The following is a 23,475-nucleotide window of genomic DNA, read 5'->3' as shown; positions in this document are numbered from 1 at the left end:
GGATCCGCGGATGCCGCTCGTCGGAGACATCGATGAGTTTCACCCCACCGGACCCGGCTTCGTCGACGGCGAACACATGGGGCACTCCCCCGTATGTCACCGGAACGGTGTGCTGTGTCGCCCAGCCGTCCGACCAGGTCAGATCGGCGAGCTCGGGCACCTGCGGTGCGAGGTCACGCCGCTGGACCGCGCTGATGTCGAGGATCCCCGCTCGAGAGCCTCGGCCTCGACGCGGGGAACGCCATGGAGACCCCCGAGGACCCCGACAAGGCCGGCTGGTTCCGCCCGGGCCCCGCACCGGGCGCCCAGGGCCCCGCGGTCATCGCGGGCCACGTCACCTGGAACGGCGAGCGGTCCGTCTTCTTCGACCTGGCCACCCTCGAACCCGGCGACACCGTCGCGGTGCGGCGCGAGGACGGCCGCACCGCGGAGTTCACCGTCGACAAGGTCGCGCAGTACCCGAAGAACCGCTTCCCGACGGTCGAGGTCTACCGCAACCTCGACCACGCCGGCCTCCGGCTGATCACCTGCGGCGGCGCCTACTCGAAGGCCGACCGCTCCTACGCGGACAACGTGGTCGTGTACGCCTCGCTCTCCGGCGTCGACTGAGCGCCCCGCGCACCGGCCGGCCGGACCCCGGCCGGGGTCCGACGCGGGCGCCACGTCGCCACCAGCGCGCCCGCCAGCAGGAGTTCGGCGATGTCCCCGCCGTAGTACATCAACTCCGCACCGCCGCGCACCTCGTCGACCGGCGCGCGGACGGAGGTCCCCCAACCCCCGTACAGCGCCTGGGAGACGAGGGCGTGCGCGGCGATCGCGACGCCGAGCACGACCAGGCGGCGCGGCACGCTCCACCGGCCCGGCGCCGGTTCGGGCCCGGCGACGGCGTGGGCGAAGAGGCACCCGGCGAGCAGGAAGTGCGCGTGCAGCAACCCGTGCGCACCACCGGCGGACAGGGTGTCGTACAGCGGGGTGAAGTACAGCGCGACGAGCGTCCCTACGCCGGTCAGCAGCGCGACGACGGGGTGGGCGGCGACGTGCGCGACGCGGCTGCGCAGCACGGCGGTCAGCCGTCGGCCGTGCTCAGGCGGCAGGTTGCGCAGCAGCAGCGTGACGGGGGCGCCGAGGACAAGGCCGAGCGGTGCGTACATGCCGATCAGCAGGTGCTGGGCCATGTGCCCGCGGAAGTCGCCGTGCGCCCACGGGGCGACGGGCGGCAGCAGGCCCGCCGCGAGCAGGCCGCATCCGGCCAGGAACCAGCCGGTGCGCCACCGGCTCCACCCCGCCCGCGGGTTCAGCCGGCGGGCGCGGGCGGCGAGCAGCAGGTATCCGGCGGCGACGAGCGCCACGCCCACCGCGGGCAGGAGCACGTCCCAAGGAAGGCCGTCGGCGTCCCCGTGACCGCCGGGGTGCCCGCTCACGCGCCCGCTCCGGGGCCGCGCGCACCGGGCTCGTACGGGACCGCCCGCCGCTGCACCAGCAGTCCGGCGGCGACCAGCGCCGCGCCGAGCGCGAGGAAGCCCAGGTCCCACCAGAGCTGCTGGTCACCGGCGTGGACGTGGTGGATGCCGAGGAGGTGGTGGTCCACGACGCCCTCGACCAGGTTGAACAGCCCCCACCCGACCAGGACCCAGCCCCACAGCGCCGCCGAGGTCCACACCCGGCGGCGTCCGTGCGTGACCCGCCCGTAGAGGAGGCAGAGACCGGTCAGCACGGCCAGCCAGCACACGGCGTGGAAGATCCCGTCCCAGACGGTGTTCATCTGCAGGCCGGTGACCGAGTTCGCCGGGTAGTACTTCACCCCGATGCGGTCGGTGTCGGTGCTGGTCAGCATGTGGTGCCACTGGAGCATCTGGTGCAGCAGGATGCCGTCGACGAAGCCGCCGAGGCCGATGCCGAGGACGATCCCCGGCCGTCGCAGGCTCGGCGGACGCCCGCCGGTCGCGGCGTCCAAGCCCGCCCTGTGCGTGCTCTGCGTCATCCCTGGCCTCCGTCGTTTCGCGGGCTTACGGCGTGCGGACGGGTGGGTACCCGGTGCGAGAGGTGATGAAGCGGGCGGAGTGGGCACTCATGCCGGGCAACGGAATCCCTCGTGAGGAGCGCACCATGCGCGTACTGTCCCTGGTCTGCACGTTGACCCCCTCCCCGAAGCCGTCCAGCAGCCAGCTGCTCGCCGAGCAGGTGGGGGTGGAGTTCACCGAACTGGGCGCGGAGGTGGAGACCGTCCGCGTCGTCGACCACGACGTACGGCCCGGGGTCGGCCTCGACATGGGCGGCGGCGACGCGTGGCCGGCGCTGCGGGAGAAGGTCATGGCCGCGGACGTCCTCGTCCTCGCGACGCCGATCTGGCTCGGGCACCCGTCCAGCGTCTGCCAGCGGGTCCTGGAGCGGCTCGACGCGGAGCTGTCCGAGACGGACGACGAGGGCCGGCTGCTGACGTACGGCAAGGTCGCGGCGGTCGCGGTCGTCGGCAACGAGGACGGTGCGCACAAGGTGAGCGCGGACCTCTTCCAGGCCCTGAACGACGTCGGCTTCTCCCTCGCGCCCGGCGCGGTGACGTACTGGGTGGGCGAGGCGATGCAGGGGACGGACTTCCAGGACCTCGACGAGACGCCCGAGTCCGTCACCGGCACCACCCGCACCCTGGCGGTGAACAGCCACCAGCTGGCCACCCTGTTGCGGCAGCACCCCTACCCGGCGTCCTGACCGAGCAGCCCGCGCATCGTCCGCGCCGCGTCCACCGCGGCCGTCCCGCAGCAGTTGTTGAACAGCACGTGGACCCGCGCGGCCCGTTCGGCGAGCGCGTGGACGCGCGGCAGCCAGCCGTGGAGCTCGGCCTCGGTGTACGTGTGCCGGTAGGCGTCCTCCTTGCTCCCGGTGCCCCACTGCGGGCTGCGCCCGTGGAACCGCACGACGGCGAGGTCCCCGGCCGTCGCCTCGGCGACCGGGGGCAGCGAGGTGGGCAGGCCCTGGGCGGTGTCGACGGCGACGAGGGGGACGCGGCCGCGGGTCAGCCAATTGGTGACGGCGCCGAGGTGCGGCGGGACGAGCCACGCCGGGTGCCGGAACTCCACGGCGATCCGCGTCCCCGCCCCCGCGCGCTGCGCGCACTCCTCGACGTAGGCGCGGGTGCGGGCGCCGGGCCGGAAGGACGGCGGGAACTGGAACAGCACCGCGCCGAGCCGCCCGGCCTCGCGCAGCGGGGCGACGCCCGCGCGGAACAGCCGCCAGACCTCCTCGACGACGTCCGGGGGGAGGTCGGCCGCGCGGACGCGGTCCCGGCCGCGGGCGGCGGGCCGCAGCTCCGGCGGGAGGGCGGCCGTCCGGACGGTGTGGCCGGTGAGCAGGCCGAACGCCTTCACGTCGAAGACGAAGCCGTCCGGGGTGCGGTCCGCCCACAGCTTCGCGTTCCGCTCCGAGGGCAGCGCGTAGTAGGTGGCGTCGACCTCGACGAGCGGGAAGCGGGTGGCGTAGTGCCGCAGCCGCGCCTCCGCGTCACGGGACCCGGGCGGGTACCAGCCGCTGGAGACCAGCGCGGGGTCGGTCCAGGAGCACGCGCCGACCAGCACGTTCGCGGTGATGTCGCCTCCCCGGGGCCGGACGGTCGTGCCGCGGGGACGGGTACCGCGGCGGGTGGCGGCCAAACCCGCGCACGGACGGACGATCGCCGGTCTGACCTGGTCGACACCGGGTACCCAGCCCCCCGTGACCACCGACACGTCCGCGCCCACCGCGCTCAAGAAGTCCCTGACCACCCCGCTGCTGTACTTCTTCATCCTCGGCGACGTCCTCGGGGCGGGCGTCTACGTCCTCGTCGGCGAGGTCGCGGGCGAGTCCGGCGGCGCGGTGTGGGCGCCGCTGCTCGTCGCGCTGTGCCTGGCGCTGCTGACGGCGGCGTCGTACGCGGAGCTGGTGACGAAGTACCCGCGCGCGGGCGGGGCGTCGCACTACGCGCACCTGGCGTACGGCCCGTTCGGCGGCTTCCTCGCCGGGTTCTGCATGCTCGCCGCGGGGATCGTGTCGGTGGGCGCGCTGGCGCGCGGTTTCGCGGGCGACTACCTGAGCGAGTTCGTGACGCTGCCGGTGGTGCTCGTCGCGGTGGTGTTCCTCACCGCGCTGGCGCTGCTGAACGCGCGCGGGATCAGCGAGTCGACGCGCGCGAACGCGGTGGCGACGGTCGTCGAGGTCGGCGGGCTGGTCCTGGTGATCGGCCTCGGCGCGTGGACCGTGCTGCGCGGCGACGGCGACCTCGGGCGGCTCACGGACCTCGGCACCGCCGAACAGGGGCCCACGGCGGCCCTGTTGAGCGGCGCGGTCCTCGCGTACTACTCGTTCGTCGGCTTCGAGACGTCCGTCAACGTGGCGGAGGAGACGATCGACCCGCGCCGCTCGTACCCGCGGGCACTGTTCGGCGCACTGGTCACGGCGGGGGTGGTGTACGTCCTGGTCGGCGTCGCCGCGGCGGTCGCCGTGCCGACGGGGAAGCTGGCGGAGTCCAGCGGGCCGCTCCTGGAGGTGGTCCGGGTGGCCGGCGGGGTGCCCACCGTGCTGTTCAGCGCGATCGCGCTGGTGGCGGTGGCGAACGGGGCGCTCCTGACGGGCATCATGTCGTCCCGTCTCGCCTACGGCATGGCCCGCGACGGTCTCCTGCCCGGCTTCCTGACGCGGGTCCTGCCGGGGCGGCGCACGCCCTGGGCGGCGATCGCCGCGACCACGGCGCTGTCGCTGCTGCTCGCCCTGACCGGTGACGTCGCGACGCTCGCCTCGACGCTCGTCCTGCTGCTGCTCGTCGTCTTCCTCCTCGTCAACACCTCCGCGCTGGTGCTGCGGCGGGACCGGGTCCCCCACGACCACTTCCGCGCGCCGACCGCGGTCCCCGTCCTCGCCGCGGCCTCCTGCGTGCTGCTCGCCACGCAGATCGAGGGCACGGTCTGGCTCCGTGGCCTGACCGTCCTCACCGCGGGCGCGGCGCTCGGTGCGGTCGTCGCGCTGCGGCGCAGGCGGTAGGGCGGGGGTTCCAGTGCGCCGCTGCGCGGCAAAGTCCTGCCGCTGCGCGGCAGGCCGGCGAGGGTCCGCCGCTGCGCGGCTCGTCCGAAGTGTGGCTTCGCCGCTGCGCGGCTCGGGCGGCGGGAGCGGGGGGTCCTGCCGCTGCGCGGCGTCTCCAGTGGGTCCTGTCGCTGCGCGACAGGCGCCGCATCGCTGTGGGGGTGAACCGGACGGAGGGTGGGGTGGGTGGGGGTGCCCCGCAGCGAGAACGGAGCGAGGAGGTGCGCCCGCCCGGCCGACCCGGCCCCCGACCCACGCGCCCCCGCCCCGCCCGCAGGGCGCCAGTGCGCCCACCGACCCGCGCGCGCGACGGCGAGGGCCGCCGTCGGGGGGGACTCGCCGTCCCGGAAGACCCGGTGGACGCCTGTACCGTCGGATCATGAACCTCCCCTCCCGCCGGACGGCCGCGGCGTCGGCCGCACTGCTCGTGTTCGCCGCGGCTTGCGGTGGGGGTGGTGACGCGGCGCCCCCACCGGGGCCCGCGCGGACGTCGGCGGGGGCGGAGGTGGGGCGCGAAGTCCGTTCGCTGGAGGGTGAGTTCGGGGCGCGGGTCGGGGTGTACGCCGTGGACGCCGGGAGCGGGCGGACGGTCGCGTACCGGGACGGGGAGCGGTTCGCGTACGCGTCGACGTTCAAGGCGCTCGCGGCGGGCGCGGTGCTGCGGAGGCACGGGGCGGAGGGGACGGACCGAGTGGTCGCGTACACCGCGGACGACCTGGTGCCGCACTCGCCCGTCACCGAGCGGCACCTGAGGGAGGGGATGACGCTCGGCGAACTGTGCGACGCCGCCGTGCGGTACAGCGACAACACCGCCGGGAACCTGCTGCTCGACGCGCTCGGCGGGCCGCGGGGGTTCGGCGAGGAGCTGCGGCGGATCGGCGACGACACGACCCGGCCGGCCCGTCGCGAGACCGCGCTGAACGACTGGACGCCGGGGGACGACCGCGACACGACGACGCCGCGCGCCTTCGCGGAGGACCTCCGGGCGTACGCCGTCGGAGACGCCCTCGGAGCGGAGGAGCGGGCGCGCCTGACCGACTGGCTGCGCCGCAACACCACGGGCGACGCGCTCGTCCGGGCGGGCGCGCCGAAGGGGTGGACGGTCGGCGACAAGACGGGCGCGGGCAGCACATACGGCACCCGCAACGACATCGCGGTGCTCTGGCCCGACGGCCGGGGGTCGGCGCCGATCGTGATGGCGGTGATGACCAACCGGAGGGATCCGCAGGCCCGTTACGACGACGCGCTGATCGCCCGCACGACGACCGCGGTCCTGGCGGAACTCCGGCCGGCCGACTGATCAACGCCCGCCGGAGGCCGCGGGACGGCCCCCGCCCGACCGTGCCGCGCCGCCGCCGCCGCCGACGCCGTACGGAGCCTGCACCGGAGCGCACCCGCGTACCCCCGTACCCCGACCCCGCCCCGCCCCGTCGCCCCCCGCACGACCCGACGGACCGGTCAGGCACCCGCGCGCGACGGGTTCGCGTAGTCGGCCACGATCGCGCGCCCCTCCGAACACCCGCACGGCTCCGGCGCGTCGAGCGCGCGCTCCTCCGGCCGCGGCAGGTCGCCGGACGCGCCGACGAACCAGTCGTCGGCGAGGAGGGAGCGCGCGCTGTACTCCCACTGCCCCCAGGTCCCGTCCGGGTACCGCATGACGATCGACGCGGCCAGCGTGCGGTGCTCGCCGTCGTCGGTGACGTAGGAGCGGACGGGCTGGTACTCCAGGTGCTTGCCGTCCAGCTTCCAGCCCAGCCGGGCGATCCTCGCCCCGGCCTTCATCAGGGGCAACGCGGCCTCGAAGGGCATGAGCGCGGTGTCGGTCATGGTCGGGGGTCTCCTGCGGTCGGGGGTCTGCGGGATGCTCGCCGCCTGCCGGCAGGGCGACACGCGCGGCGTAACCCCGTGGATGACAGGCATACGTTCGACTCGTACGTTTATGCACCCAATCGAGTGACTTTGCAAGAGCGACGGAGGGGTACACGCTGAAGACATCACAGGGTCATCTGGACCCGGATGCGCTTGCCACCCCGGAGCGGGCGCGTCACGAGCACGAGGTCGGCGAGTTGATTGACGAGCGGCCAGCCGAAGCCGGCGGTCATGAAGGGCCGGTTCTCCTGGTCCGGGTCGTCCGGCCCGGAGCGGACCCCGTCGGCGACCGTCACGTCCAGGACGCCCGAGAACAGGAAGGCGTACAGCATGGGCCGATCACCCGCGTGGCGCTGCGAGTTGGCGACGAGCTCCGAGACGACGAGCAGGACGTCCGCCTCGGTCGTCGGATCGCACGGCTCGGCCTGCTCGCGCAGGAGACGGAAGATGGCCGCCCTCGCCTCCGCGGCGCTGGCCGGGCATCCCACGACAGACGAGCCGTCACACATGAGAGCCACCGCGGCCGCCCCCCTCATCGGGTAGTCAATAGCACTACTCCTCCACGTGCCCCCCGTGGCGCGCGTGACGCGTTCACCCATCCGGGCTCACTCGAAGGAGTGAGAATCCAGAAACCAGTCCGAGCGTGAACATGAACAACGTGAACGAAGACCACGGCCCCGGCCCCTCTCCCGAGGGCGACCGTTCGTACTCCCTGGACGTCGACAGGGCCCCGCTGACGGGCGACCGCGTCCTGCGGCTGACCGGCAGCATCGACTGGAGCCACTCCTCCGCCCTGCTCGCCGAACTCGTCCGCGCGGCGGAGGAGGCGGACTCCCCCGTGGTCGTCGACCTCGCCGGCCTGACCTTCGCCGACTCCCCCCTGCTGCACGTCCTGCTGGACCTCCAGCGCACCTGCCGGGCCCGCGGCCTCCCCTTCCACCTCAGCACGGACCTGCACCCCGTGGTCGAGCGCCTCTTCACCGTGACCGGCGCGCTCGGCTACTTCGAACTGACCGCGCGGCGCCCCGGCGGCGTCTGAGGGCCGGCCCGTCGCGGCCCCGGGCAAGGGAAGCGGCCCGCCGGTGAGGGGTGCGGGCCGCTCCGTCCCATGAGGCGACGGTCCCGAGAGGCCGCCGTCCTACGGGGTCGCCGTCCTGCGAGGCCGCCGTCCCCTCAGGACGCCGGGCCGCACGGCTGTGCGGGCACCACCGCCGTGGTGTCCCCGCGGACCGCCTCCACCACCGCCTCGTGCAGGTCCCGGCTCGCCCGTTCCGACTCGCACCCGGCGGGGCTCCCCGAGACGGTGAACCACTCCGACGCGCCGCTGTACTGCACGCTGACCCGGACCTCGCCGTCGGACCAGGTGGTGTGGACGGTGAGATCCCCGGTGAGCACGCCGAGCTCGTCGGTGCGCACGCCGCCGTGCCCCGAGATCACCCCTGTCGTCGTCCAAGAAGCCCAATCCATGTCTCCTACGGTCACACCATCGGCTAAGGTGCGCATCCGCAGGCGCCGTGTTCCCGCGGTCACTCCGCGGAGCCGCCACCCTGGGCGCACCGCACGTCGCCTTGCGCGGCGTCCGGGCGCTGTCCAGCCTGGATCCATGATCCCCGCGCACACCACCGGTCCCGACGCCACCGTCCTGCCCTACGGCCGCCCCGACGCCCCGCACGTGCTGGCCGTCTTCGCCGACCTGCGTTGCCCCTCCTGCAAGCGGATGGAGAACGGCCTGGGCACCGTCATGGAGCGCGCGGCCGACGCGGGCACGGTCCGCCTGGAGTACCACTTCGGCACCTTCCTCGACGCCGCCGTGGGCGGCACCGGCTCCCTCCGCGCCCTCGCCGCCCTCGGCGCGGCGGCCGACGCCGGCCCCGCCTGCTTCATCCGCTACCTGCACCAGCTCTACGCCTCCCAGCCGCCCGAGTCCGACGACGCCTTCGCCGCCCCCGAGCACCTCCTCCACCTCGCCGCCGACGTCGCCGACCTCCGCAGCGCCGCCTTCGACGCGGCGGTCCGCGACGGGTCCTACGTCCCCTGGGCCCGCACGGTCTCCGCCGCGTTCGACGCGTCCGGCGTCACGTCCACGCCCACGGTCCTGCTCGACGGCCGCCCCCTCGCCGTCCTGAGCCCCGAGGGCTACCCGGTCACCCCGGAGACCTTCCTGGCGGAACTGGAGGCCTGAACCGTCACCGCCGCATGTCGCGCGAAACCCCCGCCGACCAAGGTCGTTGTGGTGTCGGGCGCACCCCCACCGCGCCCGACGCCACCCACACACCAGAGGCGAGGGCCCCGTGCCGACCGAACCCCCCACCCGTACGGACACCTGGCACGTGTCCGCGCTGCACATCCCCCGAGACACGCCTGCCGACGACCCCCGCCTGGAGCGGATGCGGGCGATGCGGGCGCGGATCCTGTACGACCGCGGCCGCCGGCCGGAGTTCCGGACGGCGGAGGGCGCCTACGCCGACGAGCAGGAGCTCGACCTCGGCGCGTGGCACCTCTTCGGCACCGACGCCCCCGGCGCACAGCCGCTGGGGTACGTGCGGCTGTCCACGCCGGAGACCGGGGAGCTGTTCCAGACCCGGTCCTACCTGGGCGGGGAGCGCTACGAGGAGGCGCTGCGGGAGCACGGCGTCGGGGTTGGCGAAACGTTCGAGCACAGCCGTCTCGTCGTCGAGCACCGCGCCCGCAAGCTCGGGCTCGGCGTGCACCTGAACGCCGTCGCGATGGCCGCGGCCCGCCACCTCGGCGCGAAGGCGATGATCGGCACCTCGGGCACCGCGGACGGCCAGGACGTGTTCCACGGCCGCTTCGGCTTCCGCCCGCTGACCGGCACCCGCCGCTACGTCGAGCGGTACACCGAGGACGTCGTCGTCCTGCTGTACCGCGCGGCGGACCCCGCGGGCGAGTACGAGGAGCTGGTGGCGCGCCTGGAGGAGGAGTTCCCCTCGTTCGTGACGCCGACGACGACGCCGGCGAGCGCGCCGGCCGCCGCGTACCCGGCCGCCCCCGTACACCGCTCCCGTACGGCCGGCACCGACCGGGACGACGACCGCTGGCGTCCCGTCCTCCTGGACCTCGCCCGGGAGGACGACGCGGCCGCGTTCGACGGGCTGCTCGCCTCCGACCGCGTCCGCGAGGTGCGCGACACCCTGGAGGACCAGCTCGTCGAGCTGGTCACCAGCCGCGACCCCGGCCTGCGCCGCTCCCCCGCCGCCGTCGCCCTCGCGGTGGACGAGCAGCTGGCGGGCCGCGCGCCGCGGGAGTACGGAACGTGGGTGTGGTACCCGTGGTCCGGCCGGCTGGTCCACCTGCTCCCCCGCGACGAGTTCCGCCTCGTCCGCACCGACCGCAACCGGGGCCGGATCGAACGCCCGCAGCAGCGGAGGCTGTTGGAGCGCCGGGTCGGCATCATCGGCCTCTCCGTCGGCAGCAGCGCCGCGCTGACCTTCGCGATGGAGGGCATCGCCGGCGCGTTCAAGCTCGCCGACTTCGACACCCTCAGCGTCTCGAACCTCAACCGGCTGCGCGCCGGCGTCCACCACCTCGGGCTCAACAAGTGCGTCATCGCCGCCCGCCAGATGGCGGAGATCGACCCCTGGCTGGACATCGAGGTGCACCGCGGCGGCCTCACCGACGAGGTGATGGACGAGTTCTTCACCGGCGGCGCGGGCCCGATCGACCTGCTGGTCGAGGAATGCGACACCCCGTACGTGAAGCTCGCCGCCCGGGAGCGCGCCCGGGCGCTGCGGGTCCCGGTCGTGATGGACGCGAACGACCGCGGGCTGCTCGACGTCGAACGGTTCGACCTGGAGCCGGAACGACCGCTGCTGCACGGCCTGTTGGGGGACACCACGGCGGCCGACCTGACGGACCTGACGCCCTCTCAGGTCGTCGACGTGATCCTCGACATGGTCGGCCGCGACACCCTCAGCTCCGAGATGACCGCCGCCCTCCCCCGCATCGGCTCCACCCTGAGCAGCTGGCCGCAGCTCGCGTCCGGCGTCGCCCTCGGCGGCGCGCTCACCGCGGAGGCCGCGCGCCGGATCCTGCTCGGCCTGCCCCGCCCCTCCGGCCGCTTCTACGCCGACCTCGACGCCCTCACCTCGGCCGATCGGAGCACCGTCTCGTGACCACCACCGCGACCGCACCCACCCACGAGTCCAGCGCGCCCAGCCCGGACGCCACCGCGTCCCACACCGGCGACGGTCTGCCCGCCCCGTTCGCGGTCATCGGGACGGGGTTGCACGTGCCTCCGGCCGTCGTGACCAACGAGGACCTCTCGCGCACCACCGCCCGCAGCGGCGACTGGATCACCGCCCGTACGGGGATCCACGAACGCCGACGGCTCGCACCGGAGTTGGCGACGTCGGACATGTGCGTCGCCGCGGCGCGGCCCGCGCTGGAGGCGGCGGGCCTCTCCGTCGCGGACCTGGACGCGATCGTCGTCGCGAGCTACACCCTCGACCAGCCGATGCCGTCGACGGCGCTCGTCGTCAAGGACGCGCTCGGGGCGGCCGGGGCGCTCGCCCTCGACGTCTCCGTCGGGGCCTGCGCGGCGGGCGTGCACGCGGTGCTCCTCGCCGCGCACCTGCTGCAGAATCCTTCCGTCGCGACCGTCCTCGTCATCGGCGCGGACTGCGCCTCGCGGGTCGTCCGGCCGCGCGACCGGACGGCGGGCGTCTTCTTCGGCGACGCGGCGGCCGCGGCGGTGCTGAGCCGGGTGGCGGGCGGCCCCGGCACGGGCCTGCTCTCGTACGACGTCGGCTCGCAGCTGTCTTACGCCGTGCAGATCCCGGGGGGCGGCTCGCGCCGCCCGACCAGCGCGGAGACGGTGTCCGCGGGCGAGCACTACGTGAGCATGGACGGTCCCGAGGTGTGGTCCACGGCGACCACGCGGCTGCCGGAGAGCATCCTGCGCGCCACGCGGCGGGCCGGGCTCGACCCGCTCGACGTCGACCACTACTTCCTGCACCAGGCCAACATCAACATCCTCCACGAGACCGCGCGCCGCCTGCGCATCCCCGTGTCACGGGTGCCCGTCACCCTCGACCGCCTCGGCAACACCGGCGCGGCGGGCCTCTTCACGGCCCTGCACACCACCCACGCCTCCGGTGGCCTCCGCCCCGGCGACACCTACGTCCTCTGCGCGATCGGCGCGGGCTTCCACTGGGGCACGCTCTGCCTCCGCCAGTGACCCCCGCCGACGCGGCGGGTCCGCCCCGGACGCGTCGGCGGAACCCTCCGCCCTCGCGCCCGCCGCGAACGCCCCTCGGCGGGCCCGCGCCCGGAGGCGAGGAGCCCGTGCTGCACGCCATGGGCCTCCCCGGCGACGGACACGTCTGCTGACCGCGGGCCGGGGAGCGCGGGTGAGAGGATCTCACCGCGCGCATCCGGGGACGCCTCGCGTGCCGGGCCGCCGATGACCGACGACAGGACGAGGAACCGATGACGCTGCGAGCAGGCCGACGTGTCCGTCTGGCGGCGGACCTGCGGATGACCGGTTCGGCCGCCCCCGCGGGGGTGCCGCCGGAGGAGGCGGCCGCCTTCGCCGCCTCCCTGACCCTCGCGGCGGGCACCGCGGGCACGGTGGAGCACGTGGACGAGGGCCCGCGCGAGCAGTCCCACGAGGTCCGCGAGTACGAGCGCCTCTCGTCGCTCCTCGACGCCTACGGCCATCAGATGCCGCCGGCGAGCCGACAGCAGGCGGAGGAGCAGGTCAGGGCCCTGCAGGAGGACTGGGACGCCTACCGGCGACGGATGCTCCTCGTCACCGTCCGCGTCCGGCTCGACAACGGAGTCGTCCTCGACGACGCCCCCGCGGAGGCCTTCGTCGCGAGCTGACGAGGCGCGGGATTGCCGGGGGCGACCGGAGATCCCGCCGCCGACGCCCGGTCCGCCGGCCCACGCCGCCGTCGCACCGTCACCGCTCGGCACCCCGACGCCGTGCTCCAGGTCGTCGCCGGACTGCGTACACATGCCGTCCCCTACGAGCCCGCCCCCGGCCCGGACCGGCTCCGGAAAGCCCGCGGCCGGTCCTGTTCGGCGGTGCCGCTGCGGACCGTGCTAGCCACCGGCGCGGACCAGGCCCGTCTCGTACGCGAGGATCACGAGTTGGGCGCGGTCGCGGACGGCGAGCTTCGCGATCGCGCGGGTGACGTGGGTCTTGGCGGTGAGCGGGCTGATGAAGAGCTGTGCGGCGATCTGGTCGTTGGACAGGCCGGTCGCGATCAGGCGGGTCACCTCGCGTTCCCTCGCGGTGAGCACGGCGAGCCGTCCGGCGGCGTCGGTGGGGACCGCCGGCCGGTGCGCGAACTGCTCGATCACCCTTCGGGTCGCCCTCGGTGAGAGCAGCGCGTCGCCGGCCGCCACCGACCGGACGGCACGACGCAGGTCGGCCGGTTCGGTCTCCTTGGTGAGGAAGCCGCTCGCGCCGGCGCTCAGGGCCGCGAAGACGTACTCGTCGGTCTCGAAGGTGGTGAGGACGATGACCCGGCAGTCCGTCAGTTCGGGGTCCTCGACGATTCTCCGGGTGGCGGTGAGGCCGTCCGTGCCGGGCATGCGGATGTCCATGAGGACGACGTCGGGGCGGACGGCCCGGGCCGTGCGGACGGCCTCCTCGCCCGTGCCCGCCTCGCCGACGACCTCGATGTCCTCGGCGCGGGCGAGGAGGCTGCCGAATCCGGCCCGTACCAGGGCCTGGTCGTCGGCCAGGAGCACCTTGATCGTCATGAGCGGAAGACTGGCACAGGGATGGCGGCCCGCACGACCCATCCGTCGCCCTCGCCGCGCGGGCCGGCGGAGAAGTCGCCGTCGAGCGCCCGGACCCGCTCGTCCATGCCGCGTATCCCGTGCCCGGCCGCCTCCGGTGCCTCCGCCGGGTCGCGGCCGTCGTCGGTGACGCTCACCTCCACCCACCGGCGTCCGCACCGGACGCTCACGTCGGCCCGGGTGGCCCCGGCGTGGCGGACGGTGTTGGTGAGGGCCTCCTGGACGATCCGGTGGACGGCGAGCGAGACCGGGGCGGGTACGGCGCCGAGGTCGCCGGACGTCTCCAGTCGGATGTCCAGGTCCGACGACCGCATCCGGTCGACGAGCGCCGCGACCTGGGGGGCTCCGGCCGCGGGGTCTTCCGTGGCCTCTCCCGGTGCGCGGAGCACGTGGACGAGCGCGCGGAGGTCCCGCAGCGCCTCGGTGCGGACCTGCTGGGCGGTGGTGAGCGCGGCCCGCGCGTCCTCCGGCGCGTCGTCCAGGGCTTCGGCCGCGACCCGGAGCTGGATCCCGACGACGGTGAGGGTGTGCCCGACGACGTCGTGCAGTTCGCGGGCGATCTCCAGACGGGCCTCCGCGATCCGTCGGCCGGCCTCCAGGTCCCTCTCCCGCGCCGCACGCAGCAGGCGCTCGCCGAGTTCGGCGCGCCAGCGGAGGCGGTTGCGGTAGGCGGTCGCGGCGGCGAGGAGCACCGCCAGCCACAGGGCCTCGACGCCCAGGGAGCCGAGGGCCTCGCGCAGGGTGGCCCCGCCGGCCGTCGTCTCCCAGGCGGCGGCGAAGGCCAGTTCCGCCAGGCCGACGGCGGCTGCCCACGGGAGACCGGGGCGGCCGGGCCGGTCGTCGGCGGCCAGCGTGGCGTAGGCGGCGGAGACCGGCCACACCCAGCCGGCATCGGTGAGTCCGGCGGTGCGGAACACGACGACGGCCTGCACGCTCAGCAGCAGCACCGCGAGGGGCCGACGGCGGCGTGCCAGGAGGAGCAGGCCCAGCCACAGGGCGAGCGGCAGGGCCCCTGCGGCGTCCAGCCGGCCGCCGAGCCGGGCGGTGCCGGCCAGGACGGCGACGACGGTGCCGGCTGCGAGGAGCAGGTCGACGAGCCGGACCGCGCGGGGGTTTGCAGGGGCGAGGACGGCGGATCGGTCCATGCGCCGATCATCCACGACGGTCCCGCCCCGGCCGGGCGCGGGTGCCCGCGGCGGCTGTGGCGAGCGCGATCCACCCGAAGTCGGCGGCTATCACCAGGCGTTCTACGAGACCGACGAGCGTGGGGACGCCGCCTAGTCCCAGCGACGGGCCGCCGTCCATCACGTCGACCAGCAGGACCGCGAGCGCCGCCGTGGCCGTGACCGAGGCCGCGGTGAGGACGGCGAGGGCCGTGCGCAGGCCCGGCCGCCGGGCCGTGAGCGTCCCGCGGAGCAGGACGGCGGCGGTCGGCAGGGCGGCGAAGGCGAGGAAGGCGGCGTTGCCGTGGACGAGTTCGGAGGGGGAGGGACGGCTCCAGTGGCCGGGCGGGTCCGCCGGGAAGAGGGCCGCGACCAGGATGCCGGCCGTCCAGACCAGGAGCGCCGCCCGTCCCGCCCGCCGGGTCCCGGCCCCGAGCCGTGCCGCGAGGACGGTGGAGGCGGCGCCGACGGCCAGCAGCGCCGCCGGGAGAAGCCAGCCGGCCGTGCCGTGCACGTACCGGCTGAGGGTCTCGCTCACCAGGTCGTACTGCGGGTTCAGCGCCTCCAGCGCGGCCATCGCCGCAGCTCCGACGCCGATCAGGGTGAGCGGGGCCCTTGCTCCCGCTGCCCCGGCCGTGTGTGCAGCCGTCATGCCGTCCTCCTCGGTGTCGTTCCGGTGATCCAGAACCTACGGAGGGGGCGGGGGCGGCCGCGTCGTCCCGATGACGACATCCGGTCGTACACCGGACGGTGCGGTCGTCCGGGCCGGCTGCACCATCGGGTGTACGTGCCGGGGTGCGGCCGGACCGGACGAGGACTACGGCGGGGTCGGGCAGGACTGGTTCCTCTTCCTCCGCCGGATGAGGAAGACCGCGCCGAAGGCGGCGACAGCAGCGCCGAAGGGGCCCCAGAGCACCGGTGACGACAGCGAGGAGGCGGCGGTGCCCATCGCCACGCACGCCCCGGTGGCAGGGAGTGTGCCGAGCGCTGTGGCCGCGGCGAACGGAAGGACGGGCAGGCGGCTGGAGCCCGCTGCCACGCTCACCGCCGCGAACGGCATGCCTGGCGTGATGCGCATCCAGATCATGCTGACGAAGGGTCGCCGTCGCAGGCGTGCGCGCAGCGCTTCGACGTGACGGTTGCCCGTGCTCAGCAGGTTCAGGGCGTCGCTGCCCAGCAGCCGTGCGGCGCCGTATCCGACCAGGGCTCCGGCGGTGTTTCCCAGCGCGGCGACGAGGAGTCCGTCCGGCAGGCCGAAGAGGATGCCGGCGACGGCGCTCAAGGCGGGCTTGAGAATGAAGACGCACGTGGCAAGGGCGTACGGGCCGATGAAGGCGACGACGGTGGGACCGGTTCCCGGCCTCGACGCCCTCGGGCAGCTGGATGTCCACGCGCGAGCCGAAGCGGATCAGGCCGATGCGCTCGCCCCGCTCGACCTTCGTCCCCTGCGGGACGTACGGCACGATGCGCCGCGCCACGGTCGTGGACGGTCGTCCGGTGCGGGCCGGTCGCCTGCCGCCCGGGCTCAGAGCTTGCGGGTGTCCCGGGGCTCGGAGTAGGGCTCCTCGTCGCGAGGGTGCCCGGCTTCGAGGGCGCGGCCGCGTTCGAGCTCGGAGTTGTACTCGAGGCCGAGCAGGAGCGCGATGTTGGAGATCCACAGCCAGACCAGGAAGATGATGATCCCGGCGAACGTCCCGTAGGTCTTGTTGTAGCTGCTGAAGTTCGCGACGTACACGGCGAACAGGCCGGAGGCGACGAGCCAGATGACGACAGCGAGAACCGCTCCCCGGAAGACCCAGGAGAAGCCCCGCTTGACGTTCGGCGCGGCCCAGTAGAGCAGGGCGAAGACGAGGGCGACGAGGAGGGCGATCACCGGCCATTTGGCGATGTTCCACACGGTCACGAACGTGTCGCTGAGGCCGAGGATGCCGCCGACCTTCTTCGCGAGGGGTCCGGAGACGACGACGCCGACGGCAGCTACGGCCAGGACGAGCACGACGGCGACGGTGATGCCGAACCGGGTGGGGAGGGTCTTCCAGACGGGACGCCCCTCGCCGATGCCGTAGACGTGGTTCGAGGCGCGCATGAACGCCGCCACGTAGCCGGACGCGGACCACAGGGCGAGGGCCACACCGACGATCAGGGCGATCAGGGCCTTCCCGCCGCTGCTCTGCAGCTGGGTGACCATGCTGCTGAGGATGTCCTGGACCGTGCCGGGGGCGAGGCCCCCGATGTTGTCGACGAGGGACTGCGCCGCGTCCTTGCTGATCAGTCCCAGGATCGACACCAGGGCGAGCATGGCCGGGAAGATCGCCAGAATCGCGTAGTAGGTCAGTGCGGCCGCGCTGTCGCTCAGGTCGTCCGTCTTGAAGCCCTTGACGGTGCGCCGCAGCGCGCCCTTCTTCGACGGTTTCGACAGAGCCGACGGCTTGTCGACGGGCGGCTCGGCACGGGAGTCCCGTGCGGTGGCGGCCGATGGATCGCGGTGGTTGTCGTCGTCCATGACGCCTCCCGGAGGCGGACAGGGGCGGGCCGCAAGACCGGACGTCTACGCGCGTTCCCCACCTTCGCCGCCGCCGACACCCCGTCCGGGCGTCCGCGGGCGGCGTGCACCCCACGTTCCACCGTCGCAGGACGGTCACGCCCCCGCCACCCGGCGGTGGCCGTGCTCACCGCCGACCGTGCCCTCTCGATCGCCGCCCTTATCCCGACTGTACCGTCCGGACGGTACAGTCGTCCGCATGGCAACAGCACGGGAACGGATTCTGGACGCCGCCGAGGAGCTGATCGTCGCGGGGCAGGTGCCGCCCTCGTTGGACGCGGTGGCCGCGGCGGCGGGCGTCAGCAAGGGCGGGCTGCTCTACCACTTCGACAAGCGGGGCCTGCTGGGCGCGTTGGTGACGCGCGCGGTGCAACGCTTCGACGCATGCGTGACGGCGGCCGCGGCCGAGGGGGTCATGGCCGCGGCGTGGCTGAGGTCTTCGGTGCCGGGACCGCACGAGCGCACGCTCTACCGGGCCATGATGTCGATGCTGCGGCTGAGCGCCACGGGCGAGCTCGACCTGCCGGGGGACGTCGCCGCCGCCGAACAGCGCTGGCAGGACATGCTGACCGCCGAGCTGGGCGACCCGGTCCGGGCCCGGGCGGTGCGCCTGGTGGGCGACGGACTCCTGTTGGCCGCCCTGGCGGGTCGGCCCGCGTCGCCCGACGAGGTGGAGGAGCTCCTGCTCCACCTCGGCCTGCCCGGCGGCCCGCCGGGGAAGGAGCAGCCGTGACCGCCGCCCTGCTCGCCGGCATCGCCGGGCTGGCCCTGCTCGACGCGCTGAACCCCGCGACCATCGCGGGAGTGGCGCTGCTGCTCCTCGCTCCGGTGGCGCGTCCCGTCCGGACGGCCGCCGGGTTCACGGTCGGCGCCTACCTGACGGTGCTGGGCCTCGGGGTACTGGTCTACCTGGGGGCCGACGCCGCCGCCGACGCCGTCGGGGACGGCCTCGTCTGGCTCCGCCGTACGGCGTTCACGGTGGCCGCCCTCGCCCTGGCCGTGGCAGGACTGCGCCGGCTGCGGCCGCGGGTCCGCCCGGCGGTCACCGTGCCGAGCTGGGTCAACCCGCTGACCGCCGCGGGCCTCGGCTTCCTGATGACCGGGGCCGACCTGCCCAACGCCTTCCCGTACTTCATCGCCATCGAGCGCATCGTCAACGCCGACGTGGGCACCGCGAGCGCGCTGCTGGTCATCGCCGGCTACGCGCTGGTCTACTGCCTGCCGTGCCTGCTGCTCCTGGCCGCCGGCGCCACCCACGGCGACCGGGTGCGCCGCCGCCTGGGCAGCCTCTACGCGCGCCTGGGCGCCGAGAAGGAGCAGCCCCGCAGCGTGCCGATCGCCCTCGGCCACCTCGTCGTCGCGGCGGGCGTCGCGGCGATCGCGGTGGCGGCGTAGGCACCGCGCCACGGGGCGGGCGCGCCCGAGCTCGCCCGCCCCCACCTCGCCCGGACGCGGTGCTGGATGAGCAGCACCACGCGGATCAGGGGGACGGCGAGGGAGGCGGTCGTGCCGGCCTCCCGCCAGCTCGGGGGCCTGCCCGGTCCCGGCGTCAGGCGGGGTCGAACGTGTGGGGCGGGCCGCCGCGCCATTCCACCCACCGGGGGTCGTCGAGGACCGCCTCGGGGTCGGTGATGCCGGCGCCCTCCAGGAAGACGAGGAGGTCGCGGTCGCTGTAGGCGGTGCCGAGGACGGCGTCGCGGCCGCCGGCGTGGACCGTGACCCGCCGGCCGCCCCGGACGGCCGGCGCGTGCACGACGATCGGGGCGGTCACGCGGCCCGCGAGGTCTCGTCGCGGCGTACGAGCTGCCGCAGGTCGCAGCGGGCCGTCGGCACCGAGGGCACGGTCGCCCAGTACGGGTGGCGCCAGAGGCGACCGGACAGCAGGAGCAGACGGCGTCGCAGGGTGGTGGTGTCGCGGGGGCGGGGTGCGGCGAGGGCGGCGTAGGTGGCGTTCCAGGCGTGCTGGGTGCGGACCAGGTCGTCGGGGAAGTCGGTCACGTCCATACGACTATTAGAGCGCGTGTTCGAATTTCCTGTCACTTCGGACCCTCTGGTCACGGCGGTCAGCCGTGTGCCGTCGACGTCTCCCGGCAGCCTGGGGTCGGACCGGGCAGGTGGTTTCGGGTCGCCGGTGGACGGTTCCCGCCGTGTCGGGACGTCTCGGATCGGGTCGGGTCGGGTCGCTCAGCGGCAGCGGGCGGGGGAGGGTGATGTGCCGAACGTCCGGGGGTACGCGCGCCGGCGGACGCGCCCGGCTGGGACCACCCCCGGCGGGCCGTGATCGCGGCGACCGTGCCGGGCCCGGCCGCGTGCGCGGCGAGCAGGTCGGCGCGGGCCCTCCCGCGGGCGCAGGCGGCGGAGGTACCCCAGCAGGGTGGCGCCTTGGACGCGGCGCGATCCGTACCGAAGGCCCAGGCCGCTCGGGCGATGTCGCCGAGGGTGAGCCGCTCGCGGACGTGCGCGAAACCCTGTCGGGACGCGATCGGGGCGACCACCGCCTCGATGCCGGCGGCCGCGATACCGGCCGGGGTCATCGCCCGCCCGGGGTACGCCCCGACGCACACCTGGGCGCGACCGCCGAGCGCCGCCTCGACCGTCCGCCGGCCTCATGAGACCGGGCGCTGATCCGTCGCGGAGCCCTGCGCCTATCCTTCGCCCGGCAGCCTCATGGTGACCTCGAAGCTGTCGGCCGCCAGACGCCGCCCGTCGAACACGGGTTCCACGTCGATCGTCGCCAGGACCCGCGGGTCCTTGGTGGCGGCCGCGATGCCCCGGTCGCGGGCCTCCTTCGACGGCCACTCCGTGACGGACACGACGACCGACTCCAGCGGTGACGCGCCGGCGAGGCGCGCCAGCCCGCGCAACTCCCCCGGCTCGTAGGCGAGTCCGTCCGCGTGGAAGTCGCCCTGGTCGGCCGACGCGCCCGCCTGCCAGTAGTCGACGATCCTGGTGGCCCCGTGCTCCCGGTACACCTCGGCCATCCGCCGCGCGAACGCGAGATAGGCGGCCTTGCGGTCACTCGGCACCGGAACGATGGTGATGTCCGCGTACGTCATCCGTGCTCCTCGCGTCACGCATCCCTGCCCCGTTCCGGGCCGGCCCCCGCCCACGTTCCCACATCGCGCCTCTCCGACCGCGCCGGATGTCCGTGCGACGCGGGGCCTCCTGGTCATGCCGTACGACCTCGCGGTCGGGGGAGGCGAGCGGCCGGCGGACGACGGGACAGCCGGTCGGCGCCCGGCACGGCGGCCGGACCGCACGCCGCTCCCGCACCCCGATCCAGCCGGTCGAGGCGCCCGGCCCCCTCGGCGTCCGGCGACGCGCGACCTGCGCGACCTGCGCGACCTGCGCGACCGAGTCGGGCGGTCTCATCGCCGGCCGGGGACTCCGTGACCGCCGACACGATGCCGAAGCAGGCGAGACATCCGTCAACTACCGTGCAACGGAACGTGGTTCGCCTTGACGTCCAGCAGAGAGGACACCGTCCATGGGCCGTTCGCCGAGCTCGACCCCCCTGCCTCGGGGCACGAAGATCCTTTCCATAGGGCTGCATCCGAGGGCGCTCGACTACAGCCGGATGCCCGAGGGTGTCGACGAGGCGGTGTTCACCGCGAGGATCGACGCGGCGAACGCGGGGCTGCGCGAGGCGGGGTTCGCCGTTGTTCCGTGCCTGGTGGACACCTCGGTGGACGGTGCCGAGGCGACCGTCCGGGCGCAGCTCGAGGAGCACGCCTTCGGTCTGGCGATGATCGGTGCCGGTGTGCGGATGCTGCCGGAGAACACGCTGCTGTTCGAGCGGCTGGTGAACGTGCTCACCGAGGCGGCACCCGGGATCCGGCTGTGCTTCAACACGACGCCGGAGGGGACGATCGAGGCGTTGAGGCGATGGATCCGGACGTAGCGGCCCACCCGAAAGCCGCACGGGACGGGGGACGTTCCGCGAAGCCGTCGGGTCCGCGGGTGTCCGCCTGCGCCGGGCGGGTCGGGAGGCGGCAGCCGGGCTCGGGACCGTGGCGGCCCGCATAGGGTCGCCGCGTGAAGGTTCTGGTCACCGGGATGTCGGGGACGGGCAAGTCGACGGCGCTGCGGCACTTGCGCGTGCGGGGGCACCGGACGGTGGACACCGATACCGACGCCTGGAGTCGGTGGGTGACGCTGCCCGACGGGTCCGCCGACTGGATCTGGCGCGAGAGGGCCGTCGTCGATCTGCTCCGGGGCCATCGTGAGGGCGGCCTCTTCGTGGCCGGCTGCAAGTCCAACCAGGGCCGTTTCCATCCGCTGTTCGACCACATCGTGCTGCTGAGCGCGCCCGCCGAAGTCCTGATGGCCCGGATCGCGGCCCGGACCGACAACCCCTACGGCAAGCGGCCCGAGGAGCGTGACGCCGTTCTCCGCCACCTGGCCACTGTCGAACCGCTGCTCCGCGCCGCGGCAACCGTCGAGATCGATGCCACCGCGCCCGTCGAGCGCGTCGTCCAGCAGCTGGAGGAACTCGCCGCGGGCTGACTCGGCTCGGCGGCGGAGCCGGAGGCGACGGGAGACCGTAGCCCGCCGCGCATCGCCTCACGGTCCGGGTCCGGGGCCGCAGCAGCGACCCGAGTCGGACCTGACCCGGCGAACAGTCCGCCTGCTCCCACGCTTCGGCCATCGTCGGGCTCAGCTCCGGTCCGCTGCGGACCGGCGTATCGACGCGGTCGGGGTGTTCGGACCGGGGCCGGGCCCTCTCCGGCCGGTACGCCCGCCGCCGACATGCCGAGGACGGCGGGTCCCGCGCCGGCAAGTCCGCGCCCCTGCGCGTGCGCGCCGGCGATGGACGGCATGAGCGGCCCCGTCGACTACGCCAACGCCTTCCGGAAGACCACGAGGTCGTCGCCGGTGGTCCAGTAGTCCCGTACGCGCGCCTCCTCGTCGTAGCCGCAGCCCGCGTAGAACGCCCGGGTGCGGTCGTACTGCGCGGTGCCGGAGGTGTCGACGAGCAGGAGCCGCTGGCCGTCCGCGCGCAGGTCGTCCTCGACCCGGCGCAGCAGAGCCGTGCCCAGCCCGGCGCCCTGGCGCTCGGGCCGCACGGCGATCATGGTGAGGTCCCACACCCGGTCCGCGGGCGGCTTGGGCCGGTAGTACGCGACCCCCCGGAGCCCGTCTGTGTCGTCGACCAGGCAGCGATGCCCCTCGTCCGCGGCACCGCCGAAGTACTCGCTCATCATCTCGGCGACGAACGGCGCCTCGTCCTCGGTGAACATCCCGGCATCGACGGCAATCCTCACGACAGCGTCGGCGTCGGCGGGTACGGCAGGTCTGATCAACGTTCTCTTCCTCGCGTGGGCGGCCGGAGCACCATAACTGACGCCGAGCGGCGCACGGCGTAGGGCTGCGCGCGGACGAAGTGGCGCTCGCCGGCGCCGCAAGGCATCGTGCGCATCGTCCGGGGCCCGGGCTGAGGGCGTCGCTGCGGCGCCAGGGCGTCCGCGGCGTGCAGGACGAGGCACCTGCGGCCGCGGCCGGCATCGGGGCCCTCGGCTGCGCCCCGACCGTCGGCACCGCGTCCGCGCTGTGCGGCGCCGAGTGGTCGTACGGGGCCTACAACGACCCGCAGGTGTACTTCCTCGACCACACCAGCGACAGCTGGCCGGTGACCGACGCCCGGATCGACTGGTACCAGGCCCCCGGCATCGACGCCTACTACCGCTGGCACACGGCCGGCTGCCCCAGCGGCCGGCACTGCGTGCACGTCTACAGCGGGCGCTACGGGACGGGCTGGTACGGCGAGACCGCGTACACCACCTCCGGCGGGTACTTCGTGGACGGCTCGGTCGTCGTCAGGCTCAACGACCAGGTGACGCCGAACACCTACGCGGCACGGCGCAGCGTCGCGTGCCACGAGATGGGCCACGCGCTCGGGCTCGACCACAACAGCCCGACCAACAGCTGCCTGTCGGTCCCGCAGTTCCCGCAGCACCCCTCCTCCCAGGACTTCTCCGTCCTGAACCTGCTCTACCCGAAGTCCGGCACCTGACGGACCGCCACGCTGCCGCCGGCACCGGGCCGGGGGCAGCGTGGCAGGGGACGGTGAGTCCTGTCCGCCAT

28 protein-coding genes and 2 pseudogenes are annotated in these 23,475 nt (G+C 74.4%); 14 read left to right on the top strand and 16 right to left on the bottom strand.

Annotated elements, in window-relative coordinates; genetic code table 11:
• Window positions 1-204: 204 nt before the first annotated feature.
• Window positions 205-609 (top strand): annotated as a pseudogene (locus tag ACFWEG_RS20545) (class F sortase); the annotation flags it as partial.
• On the opposite strand, the gene ACFWEG_RS20540 reads toward ACFWEG_RS20545, so the two are convergent.
• Entirely contained in the window at window positions 561-1,421 is an 861-nt protein-coding gene (locus tag ACFWEG_RS20540) for a cytochrome c oxidase assembly protein (RefSeq protein ID WP_387217087.1), read from the bottom strand. The pseudogene ACFWEG_RS20545 and the gene ACFWEG_RS20540 overlap by 49 nt on opposite strands.
• Window positions 1,418-1,981, bottom strand: a complete 564-nt coding sequence (locus ACFWEG_RS20535) for a DUF2243 domain-containing protein (RefSeq protein WP_387217085.1) — start codon at window positions 1,979-1,981, stop codon at window positions 1,418-1,420. Before ACFWEG_RS20535 ends, ACFWEG_RS20540 begins: the two co-directional genes overlap by 4 nt.
• A 125-nt stretch (window positions 1,982-2,106) precedes the next feature.
• Between ACFWEG_RS20535 and ACFWEG_RS20530 the strand changes: the two genes are divergently transcribed.
• Window positions 2,107-2,706: a flavodoxin family protein gene (locus ACFWEG_RS20530; RefSeq protein WP_387217083.1), complete on the top strand. Its 600-nt coding sequence runs from the start codon at window positions 2,107-2,109 to the stop codon at window positions 2,704-2,706.
• On the opposite strand, the gene ACFWEG_RS20525 is transcribed toward ACFWEG_RS20530, so the two are convergent.
• Window positions 2,691-3,569 (bottom strand): DUF72 domain-containing protein, encoded by an 879-nt coding sequence (locus tag ACFWEG_RS20525; RefSeq protein WP_387217080.1) that lies wholly within the window; start codon window positions 3,567-3,569, stop codon window positions 2,691-2,693. The two genes, ACFWEG_RS20530 and ACFWEG_RS20525, sit on opposite strands and share 16 nt — an antisense overlap.
• 136 nt (window positions 3,570-3,705) lie before the next feature.
• Between ACFWEG_RS20525 and ACFWEG_RS20520 the strand changes: the two genes are divergently transcribed.
• On the top strand, window positions 3,706-5,007 hold the full coding sequence (locus ACFWEG_RS20520; RefSeq protein ID WP_387217078.1) for an APC family permease: 1,302 nt from the start codon (window positions 3,706-3,708) through the stop codon (window positions 5,005-5,007).
• 418 nt (window positions 5,008-5,425) lie between these two features.
• Window positions 5,426-6,346, top strand: coding sequence for a class A beta-lactamase (bla, locus tag ACFWEG_RS20515; protein WP_387217076.1), 921 nt, complete (start codon window positions 5,426-5,428; stop codon window positions 6,344-6,346).
• A 158-nt stretch (window positions 6,347-6,504) separates the two neighbouring features.
• Here the strand turns inward: bla and ACFWEG_RS20510 are convergent, their stop codons facing one another.
• Together ACFWEG_RS20510 and ACFWEG_RS20505 are read right to left on the bottom strand one after the other, a co-directional pair.
• On the bottom strand, window positions 6,505-6,873 hold the full coding sequence (locus ACFWEG_RS20510; RefSeq protein ID WP_387217073.1) for an MW1434 family type I TA system toxin: 369 nt from the start codon (window positions 6,871-6,873) through the stop codon (window positions 6,505-6,507).
• 167 nt (window positions 6,874-7,040) lie between these two features.
• Entirely contained in the window at window positions 7,041-7,403 is a 363-nt protein-coding gene (locus ACFWEG_RS20505) for an ATP-binding protein (RefSeq protein ID WP_387217070.1), read from the bottom strand.
• A 170-nt stretch (window positions 7,404-7,573) separates the two neighbouring features.
• On the opposite strand from ACFWEG_RS20505, the gene ACFWEG_RS20500 reads away from it, so the two are divergent.
• Window positions 7,574-7,954, top strand: coding sequence for an STAS domain-containing protein (locus ACFWEG_RS20500; protein WP_387217067.1), 381 nt, complete (start codon window positions 7,574-7,576; stop codon window positions 7,952-7,954).
• A gap of 134 nt (window positions 7,955-8,088) precedes the next feature.
• Here ACFWEG_RS20500 and ACFWEG_RS20495 read toward each other — a convergent pair whose 3' ends face one another.
• Window positions 8,089-8,382 (bottom strand): hypothetical protein, encoded by a 294-nt coding sequence (locus ACFWEG_RS20495; RefSeq protein WP_387217065.1) that lies wholly within the window; start codon window positions 8,380-8,382, stop codon window positions 8,089-8,091.
• A gap of 136 nt (window positions 8,383-8,518) precedes the next feature.
• Here ACFWEG_RS20495 and ACFWEG_RS20490 point away from each other — a divergent pair, with 136 nt between their 5' ends.
• The 4 genes from ACFWEG_RS20490 to ACFWEG_RS20475 all read left to right on the top strand — a co-directional run bounded on the left by ACFWEG_RS20490 (window position 8,519) and on the right by ACFWEG_RS20475 (window position 12,759).
• The gene (locus ACFWEG_RS20490; RefSeq protein WP_387217063.1) at window positions 8,519-9,097 is read left to right on the top strand and encodes a thioredoxin domain-containing protein; all 579 of its coding nucleotides are present in this window, start codon (window positions 8,519-8,521) and stop codon (window positions 9,095-9,097) included.
• Between the two features lie 109 nt (window positions 9,098-9,206).
• Window positions 9,207-11,048, top strand: coding sequence for a ThiF family adenylyltransferase (locus tag ACFWEG_RS20485; RefSeq protein ID WP_387217061.1), 1,842 nt, complete (start codon window positions 9,207-9,209; stop codon window positions 11,046-11,048).
• Window positions 11,045-12,112 (top strand): 3-oxoacyl-ACP synthase III family protein, encoded by a 1,068-nt coding sequence (locus ACFWEG_RS20480; RefSeq protein ID WP_387217058.1) that lies wholly within the window; start codon window positions 11,045-11,047, stop codon window positions 12,110-12,112. The genes ACFWEG_RS20485 and ACFWEG_RS20480 overlap by 4 nt, the downstream gene beginning before the upstream one ends.
• A 251-nt stretch (window positions 12,113-12,363) precedes the next feature.
• Entirely contained in the window at window positions 12,364-12,759 is a 396-nt protein-coding gene (locus ACFWEG_RS20475) for a hypothetical protein (protein ID WP_387217057.1), read from the top strand.
• A 222-nt stretch (window positions 12,760-12,981) separates the two neighbouring features.
• On the opposite strand, the gene ACFWEG_RS20470 is transcribed toward ACFWEG_RS20475, so the two are convergent.
• From ACFWEG_RS20470 to ACFWEG_RS20445, 6 genes and pseudogenes are all read right to left on the bottom strand, one after another.
• The gene (locus ACFWEG_RS20470) at window positions 12,982-13,647 is read right to left on the bottom strand and encodes a response regulator (RefSeq protein ID WP_387217055.1); all 666 of its coding nucleotides are present in this window, start codon (window positions 13,645-13,647) and stop codon (window positions 12,982-12,984) included.
• Window positions 13,644-14,831, bottom strand: coding sequence for a sensor histidine kinase (locus ACFWEG_RS20465; protein ID WP_387217053.1), 1,188 nt, complete (start codon window positions 14,829-14,831; stop codon window positions 13,644-13,646). Before ACFWEG_RS20465 ends, ACFWEG_RS20470 begins: the two co-directional genes overlap by 4 nt.
• A 7-nt stretch (window positions 14,832-14,838) precedes the next feature.
• Window positions 14,839-15,501 (bottom strand): DUF998 domain-containing protein, encoded by a 663-nt coding sequence (locus tag ACFWEG_RS20460; protein ID WP_387217051.1) that lies wholly within the window; start codon window positions 15,499-15,501, stop codon window positions 14,839-14,841.
• A gap of 165 nt (window positions 15,502-15,666) precedes the next feature.
• Window positions 15,667-16,131, bottom strand: coding sequence for a TVP38/TMEM64 family protein (locus tag ACFWEG_RS20455; RefSeq protein WP_387217049.1), 465 nt, complete (start codon window positions 16,129-16,131; stop codon window positions 15,667-15,669).
• 79 nt (window positions 16,132-16,210) lie between these two features.
• Window positions 16,211-16,327: pseudogene (locus ACFWEG_RS20450) on the bottom strand (phosphatidylserine decarboxylase); the annotation flags it as partial.
• 47 nt (window positions 16,328-16,374) lie between these two features.
• On the bottom strand, window positions 16,375-17,352 hold the full coding sequence (locus ACFWEG_RS20445; RefSeq protein WP_387217047.1) for a YihY/virulence factor BrkB family protein: 978 nt from the start codon (window positions 17,350-17,352) through the stop codon (window positions 16,375-16,377).
• Window positions 17,353-17,590: 238 nt separating this feature from the next.
• On the opposite strand from ACFWEG_RS20445, the gene ACFWEG_RS20440 reads away from it, so the two are divergent.
• A complete protein-coding gene (locus tag ACFWEG_RS20440) occupies window positions 17,591-18,124 on the top strand; it encodes a TetR/AcrR family transcriptional regulator (RefSeq protein ID WP_387217045.1) in 534 nt (177 codons plus the stop codon).
• A complete protein-coding gene (locus tag ACFWEG_RS20435; RefSeq protein WP_387217042.1) occupies window positions 18,121-18,786 on the top strand; it encodes a GAP family protein in 666 nt (221 codons plus the stop codon). Before ACFWEG_RS20440 ends, ACFWEG_RS20435 begins: the two co-directional genes overlap by 4 nt.
• Before the next feature lie 154 nt (window positions 18,787-18,940).
• Here the strand turns inward: ACFWEG_RS20435 and ACFWEG_RS20430 are convergent, their stop codons facing one another.
• The 3 genes from ACFWEG_RS20430 to ACFWEG_RS20420 form a co-directional block, all read right to left on the bottom strand.
• Complete coding sequence (locus ACFWEG_RS20430; RefSeq protein WP_387217040.1) at window positions 18,941-19,162, bottom strand: hypothetical protein; 222 nt, start codon at window positions 19,160-19,162, stop codon at window positions 18,941-18,943.
• Window positions 19,159-19,395, bottom strand: a complete 237-nt coding sequence (locus tag ACFWEG_RS20425; RefSeq protein ID WP_387217037.1) for a hypothetical protein — start codon at window positions 19,393-19,395, stop codon at window positions 19,159-19,161. Before ACFWEG_RS20425 ends, ACFWEG_RS20430 begins: the two co-directional genes overlap by 4 nt.
• A gap of 641 nt (window positions 19,396-20,036) precedes the next feature.
• Window positions 20,037-20,447 carry a DUF1428 domain-containing protein gene (locus ACFWEG_RS20420; protein ID WP_387217035.1) on the bottom strand — a complete coding sequence of 137 codons (411 nt, stop codon included), beginning with the start codon at window positions 20,445-20,447 and terminating at the stop codon, window positions 20,037-20,039.
• Window positions 20,448-20,878: 431 nt separating this feature from the next.
• Here ACFWEG_RS20420 and ACFWEG_RS20415 point away from each other — a divergent pair, with 431 nt between their 5' ends.
• Together ACFWEG_RS20415 and ACFWEG_RS20410 are read left to right on the top strand one after the other, a co-directional pair.
• A complete protein-coding gene (locus ACFWEG_RS20415) occupies window positions 20,879-21,292 on the top strand; it encodes a hypothetical protein (RefSeq protein WP_387217032.1) in 414 nt (137 codons plus the stop codon).
• A gap of 134 nt (window positions 21,293-21,426) precedes the next feature.
• Window positions 21,427-21,897 (top strand): AAA family ATPase, encoded by a 471-nt coding sequence (locus ACFWEG_RS20410; protein WP_387217029.1) that lies wholly within the window; start codon window positions 21,427-21,429, stop codon window positions 21,895-21,897.
• Window positions 21,898-22,226: 329 nt separating this feature from the next.
• Here the strand turns inward: ACFWEG_RS20410 and ACFWEG_RS20405 are convergent, their stop codons facing one another.
• Window positions 22,227-22,631 carry a GNAT family N-acetyltransferase gene (locus ACFWEG_RS20405; RefSeq protein ID WP_387217027.1) on the bottom strand — a complete coding sequence of 135 codons (405 nt, stop codon included), beginning with the start codon at window positions 22,629-22,631 and terminating at the stop codon, window positions 22,227-22,229.
• Between the two features lie 230 nt (window positions 22,632-22,861).
• Here ACFWEG_RS20405 and ACFWEG_RS20400 point away from each other — a divergent pair, with 230 nt between their 5' ends.
• Window positions 22,862-23,404, top strand: coding sequence for a matrixin family metalloprotease (locus ACFWEG_RS20400; RefSeq protein ID WP_387217024.1), 543 nt, complete (start codon window positions 22,862-22,864; stop codon window positions 23,402-23,404).
• Window positions 23,405-23,475 lie beyond the last annotated feature (71 nt).

The organism is Streptomyces sp. NPDC060194 (genome assembly GCF_042728285.1).
Classification (GTDB): Bacteria; Actinomycetota; Actinomycetes; order Streptomycetales; family Streptomycetaceae; genus Streptomyces.
This window is presented reverse-complemented; position numbering and strand designations above follow the sequence as displayed.

What these genes read in the sequence shown, in the direction of transcription:
- ACFWEG_RS20535 (WP_387217085.1), bottom strand. Translation starts at nt 1,981, where the DNA reads ATGACGCAGAGCACGCACAGGGCGGGCTTGGACGCCGCGACCGGCGGG.
- ACFWEG_RS20530 (WP_387217083.1), top strand. Translation starts at nt 2,107, where the DNA reads ATGCGCGTACTGTCCCTGGTCTGCACGTTGACCCCCTCCCCGAAGCCG.
- bla (WP_387217076.1), top strand. Translation starts at nt 5,426, where the DNA reads ATGAACCTCCCCTCCCGCCGGACGGCCGCGGCGTCGGCCGCACTGCTC.
- ACFWEG_RS20510 (WP_387217073.1), bottom strand. Translation starts at nt 6,873, where the DNA reads ATGACCGACACCGCGCTCATGCCCTTCGAGGCCGCGTTGCCCCTGATG.
- ACFWEG_RS20495 (WP_387217065.1), bottom strand. Translation starts at nt 8,382, where the DNA reads ATGGATTGGGCTTCTTGGACGACGACAGGGGTGATCTCGGGGCACGGC.
- ACFWEG_RS20490 (WP_387217063.1), top strand. Translation starts at nt 8,519, where the DNA reads ATGATCCCCGCGCACACCACCGGTCCCGACGCCACCGTCCTGCCCTAC.
- ACFWEG_RS20475 (WP_387217057.1), top strand. Translation starts at nt 12,364, where the DNA reads ATGACGCTGCGAGCAGGCCGACGTGTCCGTCTGGCGGCGGACCTGCGG.
- ACFWEG_RS20470 (WP_387217055.1), bottom strand. Translation starts at nt 13,647, where the DNA reads ATGACGATCAAGGTGCTCCTGGCCGACGACCAGGCCCTGGTACGGGCC.
- ACFWEG_RS20465 (WP_387217053.1), bottom strand. Translation starts at nt 14,831, where the DNA reads ATGGACCGATCCGCCGTCCTCGCCCCTGCAAACCCCCGCGCGGTCCGG.
- ACFWEG_RS20460 (WP_387217051.1), bottom strand. Translation starts at nt 15,501, where the DNA reads ATGACGGCTGCACACACGGCCGGGGCAGCGGGAGCAAGGGCCCCGCTC.
- ACFWEG_RS20445 (WP_387217047.1), bottom strand. Translation starts at nt 17,352, where the DNA reads ATGGACGACGACAACCACCGCGATCCATCGGCCGCCACCGCACGGGAC.
- ACFWEG_RS20440 (WP_387217045.1), top strand. Translation starts at nt 17,591, where the DNA reads ATGGCAACAGCACGGGAACGGATTCTGGACGCCGCCGAGGAGCTGATC.
- ACFWEG_RS20425 (WP_387217037.1), bottom strand. Translation starts at nt 19,395, where the DNA reads ATGGACGTGACCGACTTCCCCGACGACCTGGTCCGCACCCAGCACGCC.
- ACFWEG_RS20420 (WP_387217035.1), bottom strand. Translation starts at nt 20,447, where the DNA reads ATGACGTACGCGGACATCACCATCGTTCCGGTGCCGAGTGACCGCAAG.
- ACFWEG_RS20415 (WP_387217032.1), top strand. Translation starts at nt 20,879, where the DNA reads ATGGGCCGTTCGCCGAGCTCGACCCCCCTGCCTCGGGGCACGAAGATC.
- ACFWEG_RS20405 (WP_387217027.1), bottom strand. Translation starts at nt 22,631, where the DNA reads ATGTTCACCGAGGACGAGGCGCCGTTCGTCGCCGAGATGATGAGCGAG.